Raw genomic sequence first — 23,815 nt, 5'->3', positions numbered from 1 at the left:
TCAAGCGGCGTGGGCGACGGCAGGCAGCCGAGCCGCGCGGCGGATCTCGTTGAACATGGCAGCGAAGGTCATGAAGCCGGCGTCGCGGTCATCCGAAATATCGGCGAGCACCGCCCCCGCGATCTTGCGCTGGTTCGCTTCGAGCAGCGCCACGGCCTTCTTGGCAAGCGCGCGCGGTGTCCGGTGCCAGGCCGTGAGGAACACGATCTGATCGGCGAGATCGGCCAGAATTTGCGCGTCGTCCGCTTCGAGTAACGGCGGCGCCGAGATGATGATCGTCGGGAAGCGTGCCTTGAGGTGCTGGAATGCCGCCGTGAACGCCACCGAACGAAGTGCAGACGGCATCGCCAGCGGGATCGGTGCCGAGCCGCACGATGGCAGGAAATGCAGTCCCGTCAGGTTGTCGCGCAGAATGACGTTCTCGACCGGCGCATGCGACGCGATTTGATCGAGCAGCCCTGGCGGCGCATGCGGGGTCAGCTCGCGGCTGAGCACCTTGGCGTGAAAATCGCAATCGACCAGCAACGTCTTTTGTCCGTCGACCGCCAGATGATGCGCGATGTTCGATGCGAATGGCTCAGCGCCTTCACCGGTCAGCGCCGATACCGTGAGGATCACGCTCGGACCGTCACCATTGGCGCGCGCCTTGAGCGCGTCGCACGCCGCACGAACGGCTTCCGCATAACGGCATCCGGGCTCAGCAATGATCAATCGCGCCCGGCGCATCGCATGCGTGGCTTCATCGTCGTGCGTCACCGCGGGAAGCGACGTCATATGCGGACAGGCGAGCATCTGCTCGACCTTTCGGGTACGCAGTCGCGTATCGCGTTCGAGCAGAACAGCAAGCATCAGCATGAGCAGAAGCGTTGACATCGCCACCGTCTCAGCGATGCGGACGCGTTTCGGCCCCGCTGGCACATCAGGTATTTTTGCGGCCTCAACGATCCGCGAGCCCGTCAGCGTCCGCGTCAGTCCATAGCGATCGAGAAGGGAAGCAAAAACCTTCTCCGAAGCGGTCGGTTCGGCCGATCGTTTCTCTGCGCTGCTGTTCGCGGTTGCTTCAGAAAGCAGCTCGGCGATGTAGCGCGCCGCGACGGCATTGGCGATTTTCGCCGCCTTCGCCGCATCGTGCGATGAGATGCCGATATTGATCAAAGACGAATTGTGAACCCGTCGAACCGACAGCCGCGTTTCCAGTGCTTCGCGCGCTATGGCATGTGGATCGGAGTTACCGAGGGGCGACATCAGCCGCGAGAGCCAGGACCGCGATTGGAATTCCGGATCGGCCGTCAGATCCATCGCCGTCACCACGTTATCGAGCAACGCAGGCGAGGTCATTCTCTCGATCTGTTTCTCGACCTCGCGGCGTTCAAGTTCGAATGCCGCCGGTGGAGACGTTTTCGGCTCATCAGCCGATGGCATCGCCCGTCCAGGATCGACCTGGATCAATACGAATGCCGCATAACGGTCCGGAACGAACGCCACGACGGCCCAGGCGATCAATCCTATCACCAACGGGAAAAGCGCCACGGCCTTTGCCCGCTTGACGACAGCCACCTTGGCATCCGCAAGGGCGGACCGAAAGCGATGATGGTCGGCGCGTGCGCTGTGTTCGGCCATGGCCTCAGTTCATTTCCCCGCAGCGCCGGCGCACCCCATTGCCGAACGCTCTCGTGATCGGCGAAGCCGACTCACTCCGTCATTGTCACGATCAAAGATGAACAGGATGTTGTTGGTTAAAGGGTGCGCAGTGTATCTGCATGCCTAAAGCTGCTGCCAGTGCGCCTCATCCACCGCCATCCCGCCGCAGGCAGGGATAAGGTCGAACCATAGCGCGTCGGAAGATCGCCCGGCTCAGCGCGCCGCTAGCGAAAGCGTCGCACTGCCCTGGCGAACGTCATAGGCACACCGCGCCGCGCCGCCCGTCGAACTCAGGATCAACTGCGGATCGCGAAAACGCTGGTTCCACCGTGGGTTCTGCGTATCCCAGATCGCGACGTCGATGTCCGGATTGCCTATAACGGCTTCGGCCTTCGATGCCGTACCCCACGCAGAAACGCCGTCCTCGCGCGCATCCGTGCCCCGCTTCAGCGCCATCCGGCGACAGATCTCGATGGCATGGTCGCGATAGGCATCCACCACGGCATCGCTCATGGCGACGCGATAGGTATGGTCCTGGAACCAGACCTTGCCGACTGCCAGCAGGATCAAACCGAACAAGACCGTACGCATGACAACGCCCTGGACGCGAAAACCTAAATTTCCCTCGCGGCCGATCATGCCTCCGTTATGGTGAAAAAAGCGTTGTCCAGCGGCAGGTTGCGGTGCAGCGGAGCGACTTGCCGGACTTGTCAGTTGCGCTTTGGTCGGGCACAAGCGTGCCGGCGAAAAACATCCGAATGTCCGGGAGGACCCCTCACGTCATGTCTAAGAAGAAGATCCTGATTACGTGGCCTCTGCCCGAAGCCGCCATGGCCCGCGCCCGCGAGACCTACGATGTCATCGCACATGGAGATAATCCGAAGATCACTGTCGACGAGATGCTCGAGACGGCGAAAACGGTCGATGCCATCCTTCTCACCCTCAACGAGAAGTGCCCCGCTGCGGTGATCGAAAAGATCCCCGAGAACATCAAGTGCATCTCGACGTTCTCGATCGGCTTCGACCACATCGATCTCGAAGCCTGCAAGAAGCGCGGCATCAAGGTCGGCAACGCCCCGCACGGCGTGACGGTCGCCACCGCCGAAATCGCGATGCTGCTGCTTCTGGGCTCGGCGCGCCGCGCTTCCGAAGGCGAAAAGATGATCCGCACGCGGTCGTGGCCGGGCTGGCAGCCGCTGCAACTCGTCGGTCAGCGCCTCGACAACAAGAAGCTCGGCATCTACGGCTTCGGCAAAATCGGCCAGGCCCTCGCGCAGCGCGCCCGCGGCTTCGACATGGAAATCCATTACTACGACATCTACCGCGCGAAGCCCGAGGTGGAAGCGAAGTACAACGCCACCTACCACGACAGCCTCGACAGCCTCTTGAAGATCTCGCAGTTCTTCTCGATCAACGCTCCGTCGACGCCGGAAACGCGCGGCTTCTTCAACAAGGCAACAATCGAGAAGCTGCCGCAGGGCGCCATCGTCGTGAACACAGCGCGCGGCGATCTCGTCAACGACGAAGACACGATTGCAGCACTGAAGTCGGGTCGCTTGGCCTACGCCGGCCTCGACGTTTTCGCCGGTGAGCCGAAGATCAATGAAGGCTATTACGACCTGCCGAACACGTTCCTGTTCCCGCATCTGGGCTCGGCGGCGATCGAAGCACGCAACCAGATGGGCTTCGAAGCGCTCGATAACATCGATGCGTTCTTCGCCGGCAAGGAGATGCCGTTCAAGCTCGCTTGAGCCTGAACGCTCGCAAATGTTTTTACGAAATGGCCGGGCTCTCCCCGGCCATTTTGTTTTGCATCATGCTGGGGTTCCGGTGCCTCCATCTCCTCGTGCCGATGGAGGTCGGCACCCAGACAACGATCAACATACGCGGTGTATCGGGTTGGCTGGATCCGGGCTGCGGCGGGATTACGACAGAGGACGAAACCGGCGCGGCAATTTTCGGGGACAGTTCGCCTACGTTCTCCGCCCGCGCTCTTTCATCATCCACGACGCGACGCCGAGCAGGCGTCCGCTGTCTCCGCGCGCGCCAACGAGCTGCACGCCAAGAGGCATCGCATCGACGGTCAGCAGCGGTAGCGAGATGCACGGCAGCTTGAGATAGGTCCACAGGCCGTTGAACATTGGGCTGCCCGTGCTCTGCAGTCCGACCGGCGCGATGCCGGGGGCTGCAGGTGTCAGGATGGCGTCGTTGTGGACGAAGATCGGTCGCAGCGCCTCGCACAACGTTTCCTGCTTGCTGCGCGCGTCGTCGTAGCTTGTCGCCGAGAACGACCGTCCCTCGGCGATCACTTCCTTGAGCTTCTCCGACACGCGGTTCGGATGCGCATCGGCGATCGGCCCGTAGTTGCGCGCGATATCCGAAAACTGCACGATCTGCTGCAGGCGGATGATGTGCTCGAAGCCCGCAGGCAATTCCGTTTCGGTGACCTCGATGCCCTGGAAAGTCGAAGCGAACAATTCGATCGCGGCGCGCATCTTCTCGTCGCCCTGCGCCCAAGCTGGCGATTTGATGAACGCCAGCCGCCGCGGCGCCCGTGATTTCGCGTTTTGCATCGCCGACATCAACTGCGGATCGTGGCCGATCATATCGCGGTCAACCGTATCGAAACCGCTGATGCAGTCGATCAACAGCGCTAGGTCGTCGACCGAGCGCGCATAGCCGCCGATCGTGTCGAGCGGCGCCGACTGTTCGAGAACGCCGGTGCGCGACACGTATCCGAACGTTGGTTTGTAGCCGATGACGCCGCAATAGGACGCGGGCCTGATGATCGACCCGGCCGTCTGCGTACCGAGCGCAATCGGCACCTGAAAATCGGCGACGGCAGCGGCCGAACCGGACGACGACCCGCCCGGCGTTCGTTCGAAATCGTGCGGATTGCGCGTTTTGCCCGGACCGAAGAACGCGAATTCCGTCGTCACCGTCTTGCCGAGAATAATCGCCCCAGTAGCCTTCAGTTCGGAGACGACGAAAGCATCCTCAGTCGGCTGACGGCCTGCGAAAATCTCAGAGCCAAGCTCCGTCGGGAAGTCTTTGGTGTCGATGATGTCCTTGACGCCGACCGGGATGCCTTCCAGCGCCCCCAACGGCTCGCCGCCCGCCCGCCGTTGGTCGCTCGCACGGGCCGCCGCCAGCGCAGCGGCGCTATTGAGATGTGCCCACGCGCCGATTTCCGGCTCGCGCTCGGCAATCCGCTTGAGACAAGCGCCGACAAGCTGTTCCGATGTCAGATCGCCTGCGGCGAGCGCCTTTTGCGCCTCGACCGCCGTCAGACGGACAAGACTGCCTGGTTCACTTGCATACATTTCAGTATTTCGCCCCATGTCCGGGTGACATGCGCCCACCAGCGCTTCGATGCAAGTGGCGCGCCTCCGACGTGCTTGTTATTACGGGAAAGAACCATTTTTTCCTGTTCAAACAGTCACCAGGACAAAATGCGCAGTACAGGCGCGAAAATCGGTCTTCGGGCCAATTGTATCCGGAACGGTTCGGTACTAGGACACCCGCGGAGACGAACAATAATAAGACTCTTTGAGGACTACGCGAATGTCGACAAGCCACCGCCGCCCCGGCCGCCACTTTTTGCAGATCCCGGGGCCGACCCCCGTTCCGGAGCGGATTCTGGCCGCGATGGCGCGTCAGGTTCTCGATCACCGCGGCCTTGAGTTCGGAGAACTCGGCCGTCGCGTGCTCGGTGGCATCAAGGGACTGTTCAAGACCCAGGGCCACGTCATCATTTATCCCTCGTCCGGTTCGGGCGCCTGGGAAGCGGGTCTCAGCAACACGCTGTCGCCCGGCGACAAGGTGCTGATGTGCGAGACTGGGCAATTCGCCGTGCTGTGGGAAGCCATGGCGCGCCGGCTCGGTCTTGAAACGGAAGTCATCTCGACCGACTGGCGCATTGGCGCCGATGCCAACGCCATTGAGAAGAAGCTGCGCGAAGACACGAACAAGAAGATCAAAGCCGTCTGCGTGGTCCACAACGAAACCTCGACCGGATGTCTGACGCGCCTCGATGAAGTACGCAAGGCGATCGACGCCGCGGGCCACCCCGCGCTGCTGATGGCCGACGCGATCTCCTCTCTGGCCGCCGCCGACATCCGCCACGACGAGTGGGGCATCGACGTCACGGTGTCCGGCTCGCAAAAGGGCATGATGCTGCCGCCGGGCCTGTCGTTCACCGCGATCAGCGCCAAGGCCATTGAGGCGTCGAAAACCGCCCAGCTCAAGAAGTCCTATTTCGCATGGGACGACATGCTGTCGATGAATTCGACTGGCTACTTCCCGTACACGCCGGCGACGAGCCTCCTCTATGGCCTCGCCGAAGCGATCGACATGATCAACGAGGAGGGCCTGGAAAACGTCTTCGCGCGTCATCGCCGTTTGGCAGAGGCAACCCGTCGCGCCGTCCGCGCCTGGGGTTTTGAAATTCAGTGCCGCGACGCGAAGTATTATTCGCCCGCCGTCACGACGGTGCAAATGCCCGAAGGCCATAACGCCGATGCGTATCGCAAGATTGTGCTCGACAACTTCAACATGTCGCTCGGTACCGGTCTCAACAAGATCGCTGGCAAGGCGTTCCGCATCGCGCATCTCGGTGACACCAACGAGCTGACGGTGCTCGGCGCGCTGACCGGCGTCGAGATGGGCTTCGAGTTGGCAGGCGTTCCCCACAAGAAGGGCGGCGTCGCCGCTGCGATGAGCTACATCGCCGAGACGGCAAATCCTGCGGAAGCCGCCAAAGCCGCCGCCGAGTAAGCGATCACCTCAACAAATGTCATCCTCGGCTTCCTGCCGAGGATGAAGCGTTTTTATTGCCGTCAGCCCGGCGCAGCCGGGATCCATCCAAGCAAGACACACCAAATTTTCTGACGCGTGTCTGGGTGCCGACCTCCGTTGGCATGACGGAGCGGATCGGGCCGGGTAAATATTTACGCGAGACGTGATTGCTCCGCAGCCGTTGCGGCCGTCGCGCCCCCGATCAACCGCAGAACACTTTCCAGAGTGTCGGCTTCGGCGGCGGGCTTGTCCCAGCGGATGCGATGAATCCGGGGAAACCGCATCGCGACGCCTGACTTGTGCCGCGTCGACGGCTGCACGGCATCGAACGCGACCTCGAACACAAGCTGCGGTTCGACCGCGCGCACCGGCCCGAACGCTTCCGTCGTATGGCCCCTGATCCATTTGTCGAGTTCGAGCAGCTCTTCGTCGGTAAAGCCTGAATAGGCTTTACCAACCGGAACGAGTTGCTTCTCGCCGTTGTCGTCCGTCTTCCAGACGCCGAACGTGTAATCTGAATAATACGACGACCGCTTGCCCGATCCGCGCTGCGCGTACATCAGCACGCAGTCAAGCGTCAGAGCCGCGCGCTTCCACTTGAACCATTCGCCCTTGACGCGGCCCGCCTGATAAACGCTCGCGCGCCTCTTCAACATGAGGCCTTCGATACCTTCCGCCCGCGCCGACGCCCATAGCTCGCCGAGTTCCTCGAACGTCTTGAACGCCACGAGCGGCGACACATCCGTCAGCGGCGGATGATGTTTAGCGTGCCACGCTTCGAGCCGCGCGCGCCGGTCTCCGAACGACAGCCCGCGCAAGTCTTCTGCTCCATCGAATAGCAGATCGTAGAGCCGCACATGCGGCGGATACATCTGCATCATCTTCGCTGTCACGGTCTTGCGGTTGAGACGCTGCTGCAAGTCGTTGAACGGCGCGATGTCGCCGTCGCGCATAACAAGCAATTCGCCATCGACGACGCAATCGTGCCCCTGAAATGCGCTGCGAATTTCGGGAAACGCGCCAGAGATGTCATCGCCCTGGCGAGAGAACATTTTCACCTCGCCGCCACGCGCCGCGATCTGCACGCGAATGCCGTCCCACTTCCATTCCGCCGAAAAATCTTCCGGCGAAAGCCGCGGCCAATCTTCTTCCTCGATCGGATGCGCAAGCATGACCGGCCGAAAGACGGGCTTGGAACCAGGGTCCGGACGCCCGGCTTCACCATCGAGCCACCGAAAGAGATCGAGATAGGGCGGCGTCAGCGCGTGCCAGATCTCTTCGATCTCGGAGACGTCGCGCCCGTAGCATTCCGCCAAGGCCGTTCGCGCCAGACGCGCAGATACGCCCACGCGCGGCGCGCCGCCGATGAGTTTCAAAAGCGCCCAGCGGCCGGTCGCGTCGAGCTGATCGAGGAGGTGTCCCAGGCACTCGGTGCGTTGCGCAGTCGTACCGTCCGCCATCGCCTCAATGACCGCGCCGAGGGCAAGCTCCGGCGGCTCACCGGAGTTATGTCCCGCTTCACCCCACCCCCGACCCCTCCCCGTCAAGGAGAGGGGAGAAGTGGGAACGCCCATCGTGGAGGGCAGGTGAGAGTTCCCGTTGTTACTCTCTCCTTCCTTTACGGGGAGAGGCCGAGGCGCGGAAACATTCGGCGACGGCTGCCCCTCCCCCCAGCCCTCTCCCCGCACGCGGGGCGAGGGAGAAGTGAACGATTCCCCTCCCCCTTGCGGGGAGGGGCTAGGGGTGGAGGACTGACGAGCGGTGGGGGTGAGATCCAGAACAAGCTGCTTCGGCTTTTCCGGCACGTCATCTCGGGTTTCGACAGCCTCTGAAACGTCCGGCGTCGCAACGACAACCCGATCATCCGGCCAGAGCAGCGACACCGTTTCCGCCGTGTCGCCGACGTAGTCACGCGACAGGCGGTAAAGCACCGGATCGACGAAGCGCGAGACGAGATCGCTCAGCATGCGCCGCAACGGAATGCGGATCGGCACGCCGTCCGTTAGCGCCGCGAGCGCCCAGCCGCGATCGGGATCGGGCGCGTTGCGAAAATAATGCCCAAGCAGCGCGACCTTGCGATTACGGCTCTGCGTATAGACAAGACTATCGAGCAGGCGGGCGAACGCTTGCATCGCTATTCCGCCTCCTCGCCGTATCCGACGAGCGCCAACGCGCGCGCTTTGCGTCCGATGGAGCCGAGATAATGCACCAGCGCATCTTCGCGGCCGTGCGTCACCCAAACGTCTTCAGCTTCCGTTTCGATGATCGTCTGGATGAGCTCCGGCCAATCGACGTGATCGGACACGACAAGCGGCAGCTCGACACCATGCTGACGACCGCGCCCGCGCACGCGCATCCATCCGCTCGCGAACGCCGTTACGGGATCGCCGAACCGGCGAGACCAGCGATCGCCAAGCGCCGACGGCGGACACATCACGATGCCGCCGTGGATCGCTTTCGCATCTGTCTCCGATACAAGTTGAAGGTCGCCAAGATCGATGCCGAGCTTCTGATATAGCTCCGTCAGCGACGCGACTGCACCGTGCAGATAGATCGGCTTGTCATAGCCCTGATCGCGAACGACGCGGATCATGCGTTGGGTTTTGCCAAGGTTATAGGCGCCGACAAGATGCGTGCGGTCGGGCTCGGCCGCGAGCGATGCCAGCAGCTTCTGCGCTTCGTGCGCGGCCTTCTCATGCCGGAATACGGGTAGCGCGAACGTCGCTTCGGTCACGAACACATCGCAAGGCACGAGTTCGAACGGTGTACACGTAGGATCGCTGGCGCGTTTGTAGTCGCCCGAGATAACCGCGCGTCGTCCGGCCCATTCGATGACGACTTGCGCCGAACCGAGAATGTGGCCCGCTGGTACGAGCCGGACGCGGACGCCGTTGATTGAAATCGTCTCGCCGAGCGCCAACGCCTGGAACGAACCGGCGCATTCCTCGCCGTAGCGCACCTTCATGATGGCGATGGTTTCAGCCGTCGCCAGAACGGCGCGATGCCCGGAGCGGGCGTGGTCGCTATGGCCATGGGTAATGATGGCGCGATCGACCGCCCGACCGGGGTCGATGTAAAAATCGCCGGGTTCGCAATAAATTCCGGATCCGACCGGATAAAGCCAGGTATCGACGGCAGGTGAGGGCGAGGTCATGAACTCATAAACGCGCGGGAGCTGCAAAGCAGCCTAGCGCGAAACGTCGTTCACGCAATAATGTCCGGAAGGAGCTTGTCCTCGATCTGGGTTATTCGATCTTTCAGGACGAGTTTCTTCTTTTTCAGCCGCTTGATAAGAAGTTGGTCAGCCGAAGGGTTACCTTCAAGGGCAGCGATTTCGCTGTCGAGCTCGCGATGCTCGCCGCGCAACGTGACCAACTGTTCCCTGAGCTCGCGTTCGTCGCGCCGCTCCATGCCTATTCCCTGTCGCTACCCGGATCGACTGTCCATCGCTTTTGGGCGATTGCCTCCCATCTGGCAAGCCTTCCAAAGCGCGGACCTGGGCGACCTTTCTAATCGTCTGAATTTATTTTACGAATCACTAATAGCCGCAGCTATGACGGCAACAGTAACAAAAATCAAACATCCAAGCTCAGACCTAAGACGCGTTGGACAACGTGAGAAACGTGTGGCACGATTTCAACGTCGGCAATCTCCACAGGAGGCAACTGATGACGATCACGGCTCATCTCGCGGAACTCGCAGAGAAGCACCGGGCACTCGAACAAAAAATCAATCAGGTAGCAGTCAGCCCAGGTTCGGACGACATCGAAGTCCGCAGGTTGAAGCAAGAAAAGCTGAAACTCAAAGACGAAATCGAGCGGCTGCGTAGAGAGACGCGCCACTAGCTCAGGAACCAAAAATCGAATTCATGGTCTAAGCCCTGCCACCGGCGACAGCCGGGCGGGGCTTTTATATTTTTGGAGTTTTCTACCGTGCGTCGCTGATTCGCGAGACGTTCAAACGGTGGTCATCCCGGCCCAGGGCTTCCGGTAAGAAGGCCGGGATGAAAAGGAATTGCCTTTGGGCCCGTTACGGCGCCGCGCGGCGCGAGAACGAGACCGCGTAAGCTGCCGAACGCATCGGGAAGATCTTATCGTTCTCCGGCCCGTCGATGCCGTCGGTCACGTTGGTCGGATCGAAGATGCCGGCATCGCACGTCTTGTCGTCTTCGAAGCCGGTGATCGAGAGTGTGCCGAGCGTCAGTGTTTTGCGCTTGTCTTCCGGCCACATCGCCGTCGGATCGTCGGTCGGATCGCCGGGCTCACCGAGAATTGCGATCAGCTTGAACTGCGCAGGGCCTTTGGCCAGCCGATCTTTCAACTCCGGACGATAGAAGTCGGGATCTTTCTTTTTCGCTTCCTCATCCGACAGGCCGACGTCGCCCGCGACCGGAACGAGCTTGTACTTGAAGACCTGCTTCTTGCCTTCCGCGTTCGTTGCAGTGAAAGCATGAACGCCCCAGTAATCGACGGTCGCGAAGCTCGCCGGTACCGGTCGTGCGTTGAGCCATGCGACTTGCCCAGTCGAATTCGGGTTCTCCTTGAAGAATTCGCCGATCTTCGCCTTGTCTTTCGTCGCGACCGTTTGCAGCAGCTTCAGGAATTGATCCGGATCGCGCGCAACAAAAACGGGTGCCGAGATCGTCACGAGGTCGGTCGTGGTGTCCTGTCCGAGATCGAAATGGATCGCAAAGCCGCGTGCATTATCTTTCTGAGCGTCGGAAGCATCCGGGCTGCCGCCTGCCATCGAAAAGCGGGCGATGACTCCAACCGGCGTCTTCGAATTGAAGTGCTGAGCTTTCGTCAGCGTGGCAGCGGCAGGGTCTGCCACGAAGTTGCCTTTGACGCAAAAGCCATGCGGATGCGCCGCACGCAGACCTTTGTGAGCGCCGAAGACGGCGTTGAGTGCGTTGACGAGGCTTTCGGCATCGGCTTCTTCCGCGTATGCGCGGGAGATTGGGACAATCGCAAGCGCAGCGACAAGCGTGGCGGCAGCTACACGCCGTTTGAAATTCATGGAAGCTCTCCATTGCAGGTTTGCAGAAAGAGAGCGGAAATCCCGCCGAACGACACCGCTCTCCTAACGCCGTCATTGATAGAGAACAATTATTGCGGGGAAAGCACTGTGTACGCGGCCCTTAGCCACGTAAAGCCCAATCGAACTGATCGAAAATAATGATGTAGGGCCGGACATCGGTTTTGTCCGGCCCAGTGAAACGGCATCGGCTCATTTATGCGGCGTCCCGGCGCCATTCAGGGAACGGATCGGGTAGCGATCGCCACGCCGAGACGTCGAGCGGCTTATTCTCAGCAACGGGGAGCAGGCAGGCATCGAGATCGGCTTTGATACGGTCCTGGTCCATGTCGCGCATGCCGATGAAGACGATCTCTTGGCGGCGGTCGCCCCAGACCTTGTGCCAACCCTTGTCGATCCGCTCGACGAGGCTGGCATCGGCGGGCCAGTTCTTTTTCGGCACCGCCGCCCACCAATAGCCAATTGCTTCATGCCGCACGACGGCGCCCGCTTGGCTGACCTCGCCAACCCATTGCGGCCGCGAAGCCAGCCAAAAGAAACCTTTCGCCCTGACGACACCGGGCCATGCCGTATTGAAGAACGCATGGATTTTTTCCGGCACGAATGGCCGCCGCGCGCGATAGACGAAGCTCGTAACGCCATATTCGTCCGTTTCCGGCGTGTGCTCCTTGAAGCCGTTGAGCTCCTTCAGCCAGGTCGGATGGCGATGAGCATGCTCGAAATCGAAAAGCCCGGTATCGAGAATGTCCCAGGTATCGACGCGCGCATGGCTCGTCTCGATGATGCGTGCATCGGCATTAAGGGAACGGAGGATTGTCCGTGCCGCTGAGATGTCTTCCGGCGTCGCGATATCGACCTTGTTCAGAATGATCACATCGGCGAATTCGATCTGCTCGACGAGAAGCTGCACGAGCGGTCGCTCGTCGTCTTCGCCCGCAACCTCGCCGCGATCTTTCAGAAAGTCGCGAGACGAATAATCTTTCAGCAGATGTGCGGCATCGACCACCGTCACCATCGTGTCGAGGCGCGCGACGTCCGAAAGGCTGCGGCCTTCTTCGTCGCGAAACTCGAATGTCGTCGCGACGGGAAGCGGCTCGGCGATACCGGTCGACTCGATCATCAGGTAATCGAACCGGCGTTCGGCAGCGAGGCGGCGGACCTCCTTCAAGAGATCGTCGCGCAGCGTGCAGCAAATGCAGCCGTTCGACATCTCAACCAATGTCTCGTCGGTTCGCGAGAGATTGCTGCCGCCCATCGCGACGAGATCGGCATCGATGTTGACCTCGCTCATGTCATTGACGATGACCGCGACCTTGAGGCCCAGCCGGTTATTCAAGACGTGATTGAGCAGCGTCGTCTTGCCTGCGCCGAGGAACCCGGAAAGCACCGTCACGGGCAAGCGCCCGTCCTTCGTGACGGCGGTCTTTTTCAAATGCGTGATGATGTCGGAATCCATAGCCAATCTCCCGGGGTTGAGGATCGCACATATAGTCGGATGTTATAACATCCGTCAAGTGACGGGCGATGTCTCTATAGTCCTCGCCATCTCGGCGAATGCCGGCCCCAGTCAAGCGGGAACAGCCCACAAAAAAAGCCGCCGGGAATTCCGGCGGCTTTCAATCCTCTGCGCGTAAAGGCTACGCAACGACGATAATATCAACGACCTCGAGCGTGTCGGGATCAACGATCGCAACGTGCGAGTCGTCGATCATGAAGTACTCGTAGCCGCTATAGTCGGGCGCGATCGTCACGATGGTAGGCGGCAACGGATAGAAATGCACCGACCGCGGCACGACTACGCCGACCCGCACATCAACCCCGATATCGCGGGCGGGCGCCACCCGATGTCCGGAAAATGCCGCGCGCACTTTCGTCTTCTGCTCCGGGCTGATGTTCGTCAGCGAACCTTTTGCCCCTGCCTTGCCTTCCGTGCCCTCGCCGGCGCCCGTCGCGCCCCGATCCGGCCGGGAGTTGTCCCTGGCCTCATTGGAACGTGCACGGTCGTTTCGATCGTTCGTATCAGCACGGTTTTCGCGTTTGCCACTACCATTATTGTCCTCGGCTTGACGATTGTACTGGTGAGCATTCCGCTTGTCGTTGGGGCTATTCTCGCTGCGTGCGCTGTCATTCCTGTCGCCGGAAGACGCAGACCTGTCCGTCGCGTCGCGATGGCTCTCCTGTGCCTCGCTACGGTCGCTTCTCATTTGGCGGTCGCCAAGGCTTTTCGCTTGGCCCGCCTCGCTGCCCTTCATTGCCGGGCCGCGATCTCCCATACCGCGGTCACCTAAACCTCCGCCTTTCAGATCGCCGCCGGAGCGCTCCATCGCGCCGCCGCCCGGACCGTTTCCGCCCCCGGGCTTGCTCATGTTCGGGTCCGCCATCGCAAACGTCGACGTCGCGACGAGTGCGAGGGCAGTGAGTGAAAACTTCAGCATTGAAACACCTCCATACGTTGTCCATTGAAGCGCGACTGCCCCTCGCGTTCTGGTGATCAACGTGTTGAATGGTGTGCCGTTCCAATTCGCCGAAATGGAACGCGTGCTGAGAAGTGCTTTGCGTTCGATCGCATTGACTTGCGGCAAACGGCTCAAAAACCACTGCGCTTATTGCAACGCAATCGCGGCGCCGCAAAAGGATTGAGCGCATTGAATCGCCGTAAAATATCGCGCGAGTTGCCGAACTCTTCTTGTGTCGCAGGGGTTATCATCATACGATTCAACTATTCAAATGAACCCACGGTGATTGCGATGACTGATACCGCAACAGTGGAACGAGAAACGGCCACTGAGACACGCGACCTCACGAAAGCCGAGGTCGATAAATTCCTCTTCGGAAAGCACATTACGGGTTGCCCGGTCTGCGGGCGCTTTCGCTCCAATTGCGACGTCGACATTCACATGCTGACGTGCGAGCGGAAATCGTCATCCAGCAACGCACCCGTCAACGTGCTGATGATCGTCTGCCAGAACTGCGGAGCGATCCAATTTCACGATCGGTCCGTTATCGCTAAATGGCTCGATTGCCAGCATAAAGTCTGGGTGAAATAGAACGGCCCGGCGCTTCCTTCGAGTGTGCTCGCTCGGTCGGAGAGAACTCGGACGCTGCCGGGCGCGACAGCGACGTCCCTTTCGCGTCGCCGCGCCGCTATTCCATCGATAGGATAAAATTCTTCACGACCGGATAAATCTCGCGTTCCCACCGTTTGCCGTTGAACGTGCCGTAGTGGCCGACATTGGCTTGCAGGTGATGGCGCTTCAAATGCGGCCGAAGCGAATGGCAGAGATCGTGCGCGGCTGACGTCTGCCCCAGCGAGCAAATGTCGTCGCGTCCGCCCTCGACCGTCAGCAATGCCGTTCTCAGAATCTTGCCGGGATCGACCTTGCGGCCGTGATAGGTGAAGTCGCCAGTCGCGAGTTGCGCTTGCTGAAAAATCCGGTCGATCGTTTCGATGTAGAATTCTTCCGTTAGATCGAGCACCGCGAAATACTCGTCGTAGAAGGTCTTGATCTTCTGCGCTTCCGCGATTTCGTTGTTAGCCAGATGCTCGTAAAGCTTCTGGTGCTGCGCCCGGTGACGATCGACATTCATGGCGACGAAGCTGAAGAGCTGCACGAATCCCGGATAGACGCGGCGGCCGCGCCCCGGATACCGCGACGGCACCCGCGCCGTGACATTCGACTTGAACCACGACAGCGGCTTGTCGTTCGCGAGCTTGTTGACGGCCGTGGGGCTTTCGCGCACGTCGATCGGACCGGCCATCAGCGTCATAGAACGGGGCGTCGCCGGGTTCTTATCCTCCGACATGACGGCAACGGCGACGAGCGCCTGCACGCACGGCTGGCAGACGGCGAGCAGATGCGAGTCGGGTCCGAGTTCTTCAAGAAAACGAATGACGTAATCGACGTGCTCATCGACGCCGAAACGCCCGGCATCCAGCGGCACGTCGCGGGCGTTCGCCCAGTCGGTGATGTAGACGTCGTGGTCCTGCAGCAGGGTCTCGCACGTCTTGGCAAGGAGCGTCGCGAAGTGTCCCGACAGGGGTGCGATCACGAGCACCTTCGGCTGCGGCGCGTCGATATCCTTCTTGAAGCGCAGGAGATTCCCGAACGGCAGGCTGAACGCCACTTCTTCCGTCACCGGCACGTCGCGGTTGCCGACTCGCACCGTCGAAATCCCGAAGTCGGGTCGCGTATGCGTAAGTTGGAACCGGGAGATCATCTCGAAGCCCGCAGCCAAATGCGACTTCAGGGCGTCGACGGTTGGAAAAAGCTCTTTTTCTATCGCGGCTTTCGAGTTCTTGGCGACTTCGCGGAAAGGAGCGAGCAGGTCGTCTTGAAACTGATAGGCTTGGTAAAGCATTCGCGAGAAAGTCCCCCCGGCAGTAACCGTAAAAAACCATGCGACTGAAAAACGTAGTGCATTCTTCGTTGCACTGCGAGAGGATTGTTTAGGCAGGGTTAGGATGCGACGGAGCTGATCGTCTATGGCGAACGCGACACTGACGATATCGTCGAAGAACTATTCATCTTGGTCGCTGCGCGGCTGGTTGCTGTGCCGGATGGCGGGCCTCGATTTCGACGAGGAGATCGTGACGCATGACGATCAGGAGATTCGCCAGGAGCTTCTGCTGCTCTCACCCTCGGTCCGGGTGCCACGGCTGATCCACGGCGCTGTGACGGTCTGGGACACGCTCGCGATTGCCGAATACATGGCGGAGATCGCGCCCGACGCCGGGCTGCTGCCCGCCGACCAGGCAACGCGCGCGCACTGCCGTTCGATCTCGGGCGAAATGCATTCCGGTTTCTACAACCTGCGCTCGGCTCTGCCGATGAACCTGAAGGCCCGTCACCAGTCCTTCAAGATCTTTTCCGGCGCCCGGCCGGACGTTGAGCGGATCAAGACGATCTGGCTGGAATGTCTCAGCAAATACGGTGGTCCCTATCTCTTCGGCGAGACGCCGACCGTCGCCGACGCGATGTACGCTCCCGTTTGCACCCGCTTCCGCACCTACGCCGTGCCGCTAGAACCGGAACTGTCGGGTTACTGCGAAACCATCTTCCACTGGCCGCTGATGCAGGAATGGACGCAAGGCGCGCTCGTCGAACCCGACGAGATCGTTGAACTCGAAGTTGAGTTTTAACCGCCGCTAGTATGTCGTCTCGGCTTCAGGGCTAAGGTCCTTTTCTCGCTTCGTATTGCGGCCCGATGGCGTTTGATCGGCGTGTCATGCCGGGCGAGCCCTTTCGCGAGCCCCCGGGACCCAGAGAGGGTCCCCATGCCAAATTTTGATGCATTTAAGCGCTTCGGACGACGCCGATGGCGAAAACAGGGCATTAAAGACCGCTCTGTGGCATTTCTGAACGCCCATTGAATGCTGCGACGGAAGACGAGAAATAAATCGTTTGAGAGCCGGTCGACGAATGACGATAGTGCGGCCGCGCCTTGGTCGTGCGCACCGGAATTCGGAAGTCTTCTGAGGGTTCATGAGCGCCATTGCAAAGAAGCCGGCTTGGGCTGTCGCGGGGAACCGCGCGCGTGCTTAGCCATTCAGCCAAGCCGGGCGAAGGCTATCGGCCGGATCTCGATGGACTGAGAGGCATCGCCGTCGCAGCGGTCGTGGCGTATCACCTCGACCTGCCGTTCGTGACCGGCGGCTTCGTCGGCGTTGATATTTTCTTCGTTCTGTCCGGCTTTCTGATTACCCGATTGATTGCCGCCGAACTGACCGCCGGGACATTCAGTATCGCGCGTTTTTACGAGCGCCGCATCCGGCGCATCGTGCCCGCCCTTGTTTTCGTTTGCGCCTGCACGACGGTCGCGGCGATGGCGTTTCTTCTGCCCGACGAGCTGCAGCGTTACGCGTCGAGCCTGATGGCGGCAGCGCTGTCCTACAGTAACGTCTGGTTCTTCCAGCATTCCGGCTACTTCGATCCCGGCAGCGGCACCCAGCCGCTGCTCCATACCTGGAGCCTCGGCATCGAAGAGCAGTTCTACGTCGTCTTTCCGCTCGTGCTGATGGCGGTTTTTCGCTGGTGGCCGCGGGCGCTCGGCGTGACTGTTTGGCTGGCGTTCGCGGCATCGCTTGTCGCCAGCGTTGTCTTCCTGCCCGCGCATCCGATGGCGACGTTCTACCTCTTGCATTCCCGCGCTTGGGAACTCCTCGCTGGCTCCATCGTCGCGCTCGGGCTTTTGCCGCGCCCGACTTCACGCCCTCAAAGCGAAGCGGCGGCAGCGCTCGGCCTGACGGCAATCGCCGTCGCAATTTTTGCCTACACGTCTAAGACGCCGTTCCCCGGCGCCGCAGCCCTTCTGCCATGCGTCGGTACGGCGATGGCAATCTGGGCCGGCGAAGGGAGAAGCGGCGGCCCCGAAAGCGCTTTCGGCACGCGCGTGCTGACATTCCGGCCGCTGATGCTGCTCGGCCTTATCTCGTACAGTCTCTATCTTTGGCACTGGCCACTGATCGTCTTCACCAAGGTCCTGACAGCCGAACGCCTCTCCGGCATCGAGCAATTGGCGCTCGCGACCGTCGCGATCGGCCTTGCCACCGCGACGTGGTATTTTGTCGAGCAGCCGTTCCGCCGCCGCGGCTCTGCGGGCTATTCGCCGAGTGCGATTTTCAAAGGCGGCACGCTGGGCCTTGGCGCGCTGACCGCCTCGGCGGCGATCCTCGTTGGGCTCAACGGCATGCCGCAGCGTTTCCCCGACGCCGTCCTCCAGATCGCCGCTGCGCAAGCCGATGCCAGTCCGCTGCGCGAGAAGTGCCATTTCCACGGCGAGGGCAAACGCTCGTATGACGACACGTGCATCATCGGCGATGACGTCGCGCCAAGCGTCATCGTCTATGGCGACAGCCATGGCGCCGAATTCAGCGCCGCGCTGGGCGAGTTCGCAAAGGCACGTCACGCCAGCGTTCGCCAGATCACGGCCTCGGGCTGCCCGCCCGCTGCCGGTTTCACGTTCCCGGCAGACGATCGCTGCGAGCACTACAACTCCGGCATCATCGATCGGCTGACGGCGATATCGCCGGCGACCGTCGTGCTGGCAACCTATTCGCTCGCCTGGGATCGCGAGTATCCCGATCAGTTCTGGCCGAGCTTCGAGCGCACCATCGCGACGCTGCAAGCTGCCGGGCATCGCGTCGTCGTCCTCGGCCCTGTGCCCGACCTGCCCGAAGCATCCGGCATCCCGGCGGCGGTTGCGCGCTGGACGGCGAAGGGCCGCGACCCGAACGACTTTTCGTTCAAGTATGGCGCCAAGCAGGTCCATGCCGTCGAGGCGCGTCTGAACGCCATCGCGACGGAGCATGGAGCCGTCTTCGTTCCCGTGTCATCGGAGCTGTGCTCGGACAAACGCTGCAAGCCCTACACAGACGGCGCGGTGCTCTACTTCGACAACAACCATCTGTCGATGAGCGGCGCACAATTGATTGCCAGTCGCTTACTCGTGCCGGTGATCTGGCCCGAGCCCGATATTTCGCACCTCGGCACCGGTCCCGTGCCGTACTGACGGCGTCGGTCTGCGTGGGTCTTACATCTTCTCTTTGATGCCCGCGCGGATGAGCCACCAGTTCGCCGGAAAGCTGGTGACGAACCCGGCGACCATCGCGATCTGCATGGCAAACCAGAATACCGGACTGTCCGGCTTCGCCTGTTGGCCGAACGATGCACTGAAATAGCGTTGCGCCAGAAACATCAGTCCATACATCCCGATTTGCCAGCAGATCAGCGACAGCGCATCCGCCTTGAAGGCTTCGCGCAGTCCTTCGAGGGGCGCCAGCTTCCGCATCGGCACGATGGCGAAATATTGGAAGACGATGCCGAGCCCGAAGGCGAGAACGAAATCGAGAATCCAGACGGCATACGTCTTGTCGGCAAAAATCGTTTTCCAGCCGAACAGAATAGCGATGGCCGGAAAGAGGAATGCCAGCGTCTCGGCAATCACGTCGCCGAGCGTGCAGCCCGCGCCGCAATGGAGCGTTCCTTTCGCCACCATGATCGGAAATGGCGTCTCCGGCGTTTGGTGCGTTTCGCCGCGATGCGACGGCTCGGCGTTGCGCCCGTACCTGAAATAAAGGGCCGCAACCAGCACCGTACCGAACAGCGCCGTCACCGGCCACACGACATTCATGATTCCCATATGCTGGGGAAAACGCGCCACATCGACCAGGATCAGCGCCGCACATCCGACGCCCAGATAGAGCGCCGACCACGACAGAATGATCAACCAATCGGGAAACGGTGCAGCGGCGGGCAACAGAACTTTCCTTCGCAACGGATACCTGTGAAAGCATCACGCGCGACGGAAGTTCCGTGCGGATAGACGCTCACGCGTCCTTTGCCATCTCGCGCAATTTGAATTTCTGAATCTTGCCGGTCGAGGTTTTCGGCACTTCGGCGAACACGATGTGGCGCGGAACCTTGTAGCGCGCGAGGCCGGCGCGACACCACTCAATGATCTCGTCGGCGGTCGCCGTCGTTCCCGGCCGCAGCTCGATGAAGGCGCACGGCGTCTCACCCCACTTCTCGTCGGGCTTTGCGACCACGGCGCAGAACGCCACCGCCGGATGCTTGTAAAGCACTTCTTCGACCTCGATCGACGAGATGTTCTCGCCGCCCGAGATGATGATGTCCTTCGAGCGATCTTTCAGCTGAATGTAGCCGTCCGGGTGCATCACGCCGAGATCTCCGGAATGGAACCACCCACCTGCGAACGCTTCATCCGTCGCCTTCTCGTTCTTGAGATAGCCCTTCATCACGATATTGCCGCGGAACATGACTTCGCCCAGCGTTTCGCCGTCGGGCGTTACTTCCTGCATCGTCTCTGGGTCGCGAACGCTTAAACCTTCGAGCGCTACATAGCGCACGCCCTGGCGGATGCGTTTGGCGCTGCGTTCGGCCGGTGGCAGGTCACTCCATGATGCATCCCATTCGTTGATCGTCGCCGGGCCATAGGTCTCCGTCAGCCCGTAGAGATGGGTCAAATGGAAACCGGCGTCCGTCATCGCCGCGATCACCGAAGCAGGCGGCGGGGCGGCCGCGTGATTGAACGCGACGACATGCTCGATCTTCTGCTTTTCGTCGTCCGGTGCGTTGAGCAGCGTCGCCATCACGATCGGCGCGCCGGAAAGATGCGAAACCTTGTGCGCCACGATGTAATCGTACATCGCCTTGGCGCGCACCCAGCGAAGACACACGTGCGTGCCTTGCACCATCGTGATCGTCCACGGGAAGCACCAGCCGTTGCAGTGGAACATCGGCAGTGTCCACAGATACACTGGGAAGCGTGTCATACCGGTCGAGATTGCGTTCGCGTAGCACATCAGCGCCGCGCCGCGATGATGATAGACGACGCCTTTCGGATTGCCCGTCGTGCCGGACGTATAGTTGAGCGAGATCGCTTCCCACTCGTCTTTCGGCCAGCGCCATTTGAAATCCGGATCCCCCCCTTGCAGGAACGCTTCATAGTCGATTGACGAGAGCGCCTCGCCCGTCTGCGGGAATTCGAGATCGTTATAATCGATGATGATCGGCTTCACCTTGGCCATCGCCAAGGCCGGCTTCATGATGTTTGCGAACTCGCGGTCCGTGATGAGAACTTTCGCGCCGCCATGATCGAGCTGGAACGCGAGGATCGCTGGGTCAAGACGCGTGTTGAGTGTCAGCAGAACTGCGCCGAGCATTGGCACCGCGTAGTGCGCTTCGAGCATCGGCGGCGTGTTGGCGAGCATGACCGCGACGGTGTCGCCCGGTCCGATGTACTTCTGCGCCAGCGCACACGCGAGCTTTTTGCAACGGGTGTAGAAGTCCGCGTACGAAATGCGTGTGTTGCCGTGAATGATGGCTGTGTGGTTCGGCGCGGCGATCGCCGACCGCGGCAGGAACGAAAGGGGCGTTAACGGCTGATAGTTTGCCGGATTCTTATCGAGGTGGTGCTCAAAAGGGTTCGACACGATTGCTGCCCTGCTTCTTCCTGCACGCGAACGCTCAGACTTTCAAAGCCGAAAGCTGGTCCGAGCATAGAACGACGCTAGCGAATGCGCCTTGAGCCGACAATGCCGGATTTCAGCTTGATCCACCAATGCGAGCAGCCGCGAGGGACGAGGGCAATCGTGCCATTGATCTAGATCATGTTTCAAATATTCATCTTGATGTTTAAAGCATCAATACTTAGGCATAAAGCGTTAAAATCGGCACAGGGGGGTTTGCGCTTGATCACGGCCTCGCAGATGCGTGCAGGTCGCGCTCTTCTCGGCATCGACCAGCAGACGCTTGCCGACCGGGCTGGCGTCTCGCTGCCGACGATTCAGCGCATGGAAGCGAGCAGCGGCAATGTTCGCGGCGTCGTCGATACGTTGACGAAAGTCGTAGCAGCGTTCGAAGCCGCAGGCGTCGAACTCATCGGTGAGAATATGCCAAGCACCGGACAGGGCCGGGGCGTTCGTCTGAGGGAGCGGCAGCCCGTGAAGGCCGCGCCCCCGGCACCGGGCCATGGCCGAGGCAAAAAGGGCAGCGTCTGAGTGCACCGGCACTTCTGAACGCCCGCAGATCTGAGTTTGCGCGACGACGACCGCCGACGGTGCAGCCGACGATCTCGCCGCTCCTTGTCAAAATGGGAGACGGAGACATGGACACTTCGGTAACCGGTAGCTCCGCACGCGGACGACCGAGCTGGGCTGACCTGTTCACGCCCAAGCTCGTGACGGTCTTGCGTGAGGGATACCGCTGGAATGACCTGCGCGCCGATACCGTCGCGGGTCTGACCGTCGCCATCGTGGCTCTGCCTTTGTCGATGGCCATTGCCATAGGTTCCGGGCTCTCGCCCGAAAAAGGTTTGTTCACGGCCGTCGTCGGCGGCTTTCTGATTTCGGCGCTCGGCGGCAGCCGCTACCAGATCGGCGGCCCGGCCGGTGCCTTCATCGTGTTGATCGCGACCATCGTGGAACAGCGCGGCTATGACGGCCTGGTCTTGGCGACCGCGATGGCGGGCCTGATCATGATGGCGGCCGGCTTTCTGCGCCTCGGCACCTACATCAAGTATATCCCGTTTCCGGTGACGGTCGGTTTTACGGCGGGCATCGCCGTCATCATCTTCGCCAGTCAGATCAAGGATCTCCTGGGCCTCAATCTCGCCCACGAGCCTGCCGCGCTATTGCCCAAGCTCGCCGCGCTCGGTTCCCATATCGGAACGCTCAATCCGGCGACCCTTGCAATCTCTATATTGTCGATTGCGTTGATCGTCGGCTTGCGCCGATGGAGGCCGACCTGGCCGGGAATGCTGATCGCCGTGGGCGTGACCTCTGTCCTCGCCTGGGTGTTGGGTCTCGACATCGCGACCATCGGCTCGCGGTTTGGCGAAGTGCCGCGCACGTTGCCCGCGCCGCATTTGCCGGCGTTCGATATTGCCAAATTGCAGGCTGCACTACCCGACGCCATTTCAATTGCACTTCTCGGCGCCATCGAAAGTTTGCTTTCCGCTGTCGTCGCCGACGGTATGACCGGCCGCCGTCACCGCTCGAATTGCGAACTCGTCGCGCAGGGCGCGGCCAACATTGCGGCCGTCACGTTCGGCGGCATGTGCGTGACGGGAACGATCGCGCGCACCGCCACGAACGTCCGCGCCGGAGCGCACGGCCCCGTTTCGGGCATGCTGCACGCGGTCTTCGTCCTGCTGTTCATGCTCGTGGCCGCGCCGCTCGCGGCCTATATTCCGCTTGCGAGCCTTGGCGGCGTTCTCGCGATCGTTTCCTGGAACATGGCGGAAAAGGCGGAGTTTGCGGCGCTGTTACGCTCCTCGTGGGGCGACGCCGCCGTTCTGCTCGCAACCTTTCTGCTGACGATTTTGGTCGATCTGACGACGGCCATTGCGGTCGGCGTGACGCTCGGCGCCTTCCTCTTTCTTCATCGCATGGCGGAAGCCGTCGAGATCGAAACCGGCGCGCCTCTCATCAGGGACGATGTCGCCGATGTCTCCGATACCGAGCAGCCCGTGGATCTCGGCAACGACGTGATGGTCTACCGCATTTCCGGCGCGTTCTTCTTCGGAGCGACCGCGGCCGTCGGCACGGTGCTGGACCGCGTTGGCGCCAGCCCGAAACTTTTCGTTTTGGATTTCGCGGACGTGCCGCTCGTGGACAGCACGGCGGCGCGCACGCTGGAGGGCTTTGCGCACAAGCTTACGCGCTCTGGGACGAAGCTTTATTTCACGTCAGCCAACCGGAACGTGCGTCGCACGCTCCTGGCTGCCGGACTTCGCACGCCGCTCGTGCATTATGCGGCGCAGATCGAGGATGCGGTCGCTTCGTACCGGAGCGGAAAGACGATCAAGTAACGGCGAACAGCCG

Annotated in this window: 20 protein-coding genes; 8 read left to right on the top strand and 12 right to left on the bottom strand. The window is 61.1% G+C overall.

The window, feature by feature from the left end; translation table 11 throughout:
* Both ACLB1Z_RS17725 and ACLB1Z_RS17720 read right to left on the bottom strand, forming a co-directional pair.
* On the bottom strand, nt 1-1,620 hold the full coding sequence (locus tag ACLB1Z_RS17725) for a lipopolysaccharide biosynthesis protein (RefSeq protein ID WP_409561033.1): 1,620 nt from the start codon (nt 1,618-1,620) through the stop codon (nt 1-3).
* A 234-nt stretch (nt 1,621-1,854) separates the two neighbouring features.
* The gene (locus ACLB1Z_RS17720) at nt 1,855-2,232 is read right to left on the bottom strand and encodes a hypothetical protein (protein ID WP_409561032.1); all 378 of its coding nucleotides are present in this window, start codon (nt 2,230-2,232) and stop codon (nt 1,855-1,857) included.
* Nucleotides 2,233-2,423: 191 nt separating this feature from the next.
* Between ACLB1Z_RS17720 and ACLB1Z_RS17715 the strand changes: the two genes are divergently transcribed.
* Nucleotides 2,424-3,392, top strand: coding sequence for a 2-hydroxyacid dehydrogenase (locus tag ACLB1Z_RS17715; protein WP_409561031.1), 969 nt, complete (start codon nt 2,424-2,426; stop codon nt 3,390-3,392).
* Between the two features lie 222 nt (nt 3,393-3,614).
* On the opposite strand, the gene ACLB1Z_RS17710 is transcribed toward ACLB1Z_RS17715, so the two are convergent.
* A complete protein-coding gene (locus ACLB1Z_RS17710; protein WP_409561030.1) occupies nt 3,615-4,964 on the bottom strand; it encodes an amidase in 1,350 nt (449 codons plus the stop codon).
* Nucleotides 4,965-5,205: 241 nt separating this feature from the next.
* Here ACLB1Z_RS17710 and ACLB1Z_RS17705 point away from each other — a divergent pair, with 241 nt between their 5' ends.
* Nucleotides 5,206-6,417, top strand: a complete 1,212-nt coding sequence (locus tag ACLB1Z_RS17705; protein WP_409561029.1) for a pyridoxal-phosphate-dependent aminotransferase family protein — start codon at nt 5,206-5,208, stop codon at nt 6,415-6,417.
* Nucleotides 6,418-6,590: 173 nt separating this feature from the next.
* On the opposite strand, the gene ACLB1Z_RS17700 is transcribed toward ACLB1Z_RS17705, so the two are convergent.
* The 3 genes from ACLB1Z_RS17700 to ACLB1Z_RS17690 are packed head-to-tail and all read right to left on the bottom strand — an operon-like array spanning nt 6,591 to nt 9,849.
* On the bottom strand, nt 6,591-8,570 hold the full coding sequence (locus ACLB1Z_RS17700; RefSeq protein ID WP_409561028.1) for a cisplatin damage response ATP-dependent DNA ligase: 1,980 nt from the start codon (nt 8,568-8,570) through the stop codon (nt 6,591-6,593).
* 2 nt (nt 8,571-8,572) lie between these two features.
* Nucleotides 8,573-9,592, bottom strand: a complete 1,020-nt coding sequence (locus ACLB1Z_RS17695; protein ID WP_409561027.1) for a ligase-associated DNA damage response exonuclease — start codon at nt 9,590-9,592, stop codon at nt 8,573-8,575.
* 50 nt (nt 9,593-9,642) lie between these two features.
* Entirely contained in the window at nt 9,643-9,849 is a 207-nt protein-coding gene (locus tag ACLB1Z_RS17690) for a YdcH family protein (protein ID WP_409561026.1), read from the bottom strand.
* 257 nt (nt 9,850-10,106) lie between these two features.
* Here ACLB1Z_RS17690 and ACLB1Z_RS17685 point away from each other — a divergent pair, with 257 nt between their 5' ends.
* Nucleotides 10,107-10,283 (top strand): YdcH family protein, encoded by a 177-nt coding sequence (locus ACLB1Z_RS17685; RefSeq protein ID WP_013949468.1) that lies wholly within the window; start codon nt 10,107-10,109, stop codon nt 10,281-10,283.
* A gap of 184 nt (nt 10,284-10,467) precedes the next feature.
* On the opposite strand, the gene ACLB1Z_RS17680 is transcribed toward ACLB1Z_RS17685, so the two are convergent.
* The 3 genes from ACLB1Z_RS17680 to ACLB1Z_RS17670 all read right to left on the bottom strand — a co-directional run bounded on the left by ACLB1Z_RS17680 (nt 10,468) and on the right by ACLB1Z_RS17670 (nt 13,907).
* On the bottom strand, nt 10,468-11,454 hold the full coding sequence (locus tag ACLB1Z_RS17680) for a catalase family peroxidase (protein ID WP_409561025.1): 987 nt from the start codon (nt 11,452-11,454) through the stop codon (nt 10,468-10,470).
* A 214-nt stretch (nt 11,455-11,668) separates the two neighbouring features.
* A complete protein-coding gene (gene zigA / locus ACLB1Z_RS17675; protein WP_409561024.1) occupies nt 11,669-12,928 on the bottom strand; it encodes a zinc metallochaperone GTPase ZigA in 1,260 nt (419 codons plus the stop codon).
* A gap of 181 nt (nt 12,929-13,109) precedes the next feature.
* Entirely contained in the window at nt 13,110-13,907 is a 798-nt protein-coding gene (locus ACLB1Z_RS17670; protein WP_409561023.1) for a DUF1236 domain-containing protein, read from the bottom strand.
* A 312-nt stretch (nt 13,908-14,219) separates the two neighbouring features.
* Here ACLB1Z_RS17670 and ACLB1Z_RS17665 point away from each other — a divergent pair, with 312 nt between their 5' ends.
* Nucleotides 14,220-14,519 (top strand): hypothetical protein, encoded by a 300-nt coding sequence (locus tag ACLB1Z_RS17665; protein ID WP_050976893.1) that lies wholly within the window; start codon nt 14,220-14,222, stop codon nt 14,517-14,519.
* 97 nt (nt 14,520-14,616) lie between these two features.
* Here the strand turns inward: ACLB1Z_RS17665 and ACLB1Z_RS17660 are convergent, their stop codons facing one another.
* Nucleotides 14,617-15,831, bottom strand: a complete 1,215-nt coding sequence (locus ACLB1Z_RS17660; RefSeq protein WP_409561022.1) for a polyhydroxyalkanoate depolymerase — start codon at nt 15,829-15,831, stop codon at nt 14,617-14,619.
* A gap of 124 nt (nt 15,832-15,955) precedes the next feature.
* Between ACLB1Z_RS17660 and ACLB1Z_RS17655 the strand changes: the two genes are divergently transcribed.
* Nucleotides 15,956-16,612, top strand: a complete 657-nt coding sequence (locus ACLB1Z_RS17655; protein ID WP_409561021.1) for a glutathione S-transferase family protein — start codon at nt 15,956-15,958, stop codon at nt 16,610-16,612.
* Nucleotides 16,613-17,007: 395 nt separating this feature from the next.
* Nucleotides 17,008-18,981, top strand: a complete 1,974-nt coding sequence (locus ACLB1Z_RS17650; RefSeq protein WP_409561020.1) for an acyltransferase family protein — start codon at nt 17,008-17,010, stop codon at nt 18,979-18,981.
* A 21-nt stretch (nt 18,982-19,002) separates the two neighbouring features.
* On the opposite strand, the gene ACLB1Z_RS17645 is transcribed toward ACLB1Z_RS17650, so the two are convergent.
* Together ACLB1Z_RS17645 and ACLB1Z_RS17640 are read right to left on the bottom strand one after the other, a co-directional pair.
* Nucleotides 19,003-19,728 (bottom strand): DUF4396 domain-containing protein, encoded by a 726-nt coding sequence (locus ACLB1Z_RS17645; protein WP_409561019.1) that lies wholly within the window; start codon nt 19,726-19,728, stop codon nt 19,003-19,005.
* A 70-nt stretch (nt 19,729-19,798) separates the two neighbouring features.
* Entirely contained in the window at nt 19,799-21,424 is a 1,626-nt protein-coding gene (locus ACLB1Z_RS17640; RefSeq protein ID WP_409561018.1) for an acyl-CoA synthetase, read from the bottom strand.
* Between the two features lie 258 nt (nt 21,425-21,682).
* On the opposite strand from ACLB1Z_RS17640, the gene ACLB1Z_RS17635 reads away from it, so the two are divergent.
* Both ACLB1Z_RS17635 and ACLB1Z_RS17630 read left to right on the top strand, forming a co-directional pair.
* Entirely contained in the window at nt 21,683-21,991 is a 309-nt protein-coding gene (locus ACLB1Z_RS17635; RefSeq protein WP_013949455.1) for a helix-turn-helix domain-containing protein, read from the top strand.
* A 107-nt stretch (nt 21,992-22,098) separates the two neighbouring features.
* Nucleotides 22,099-23,802, top strand: a complete 1,704-nt coding sequence (locus ACLB1Z_RS17630) for a SulP family inorganic anion transporter (protein WP_409561017.1) — start codon at nt 22,099-22,101, stop codon at nt 23,800-23,802.
* Nucleotides 23,803-23,815: the final 13 nt, after the last annotated feature.

This window comes from Hyphomicrobium sp. MC8b (assembly GCF_905067615.1).
In the GTDB taxonomy this organism is placed as follows: domain Bacteria; phylum Pseudomonadota; class Alphaproteobacteria; order Rhizobiales; family Hyphomicrobiaceae; genus Hyphomicrobium_B.
This window is presented reverse-complemented; position numbering and strand designations above follow the sequence as displayed.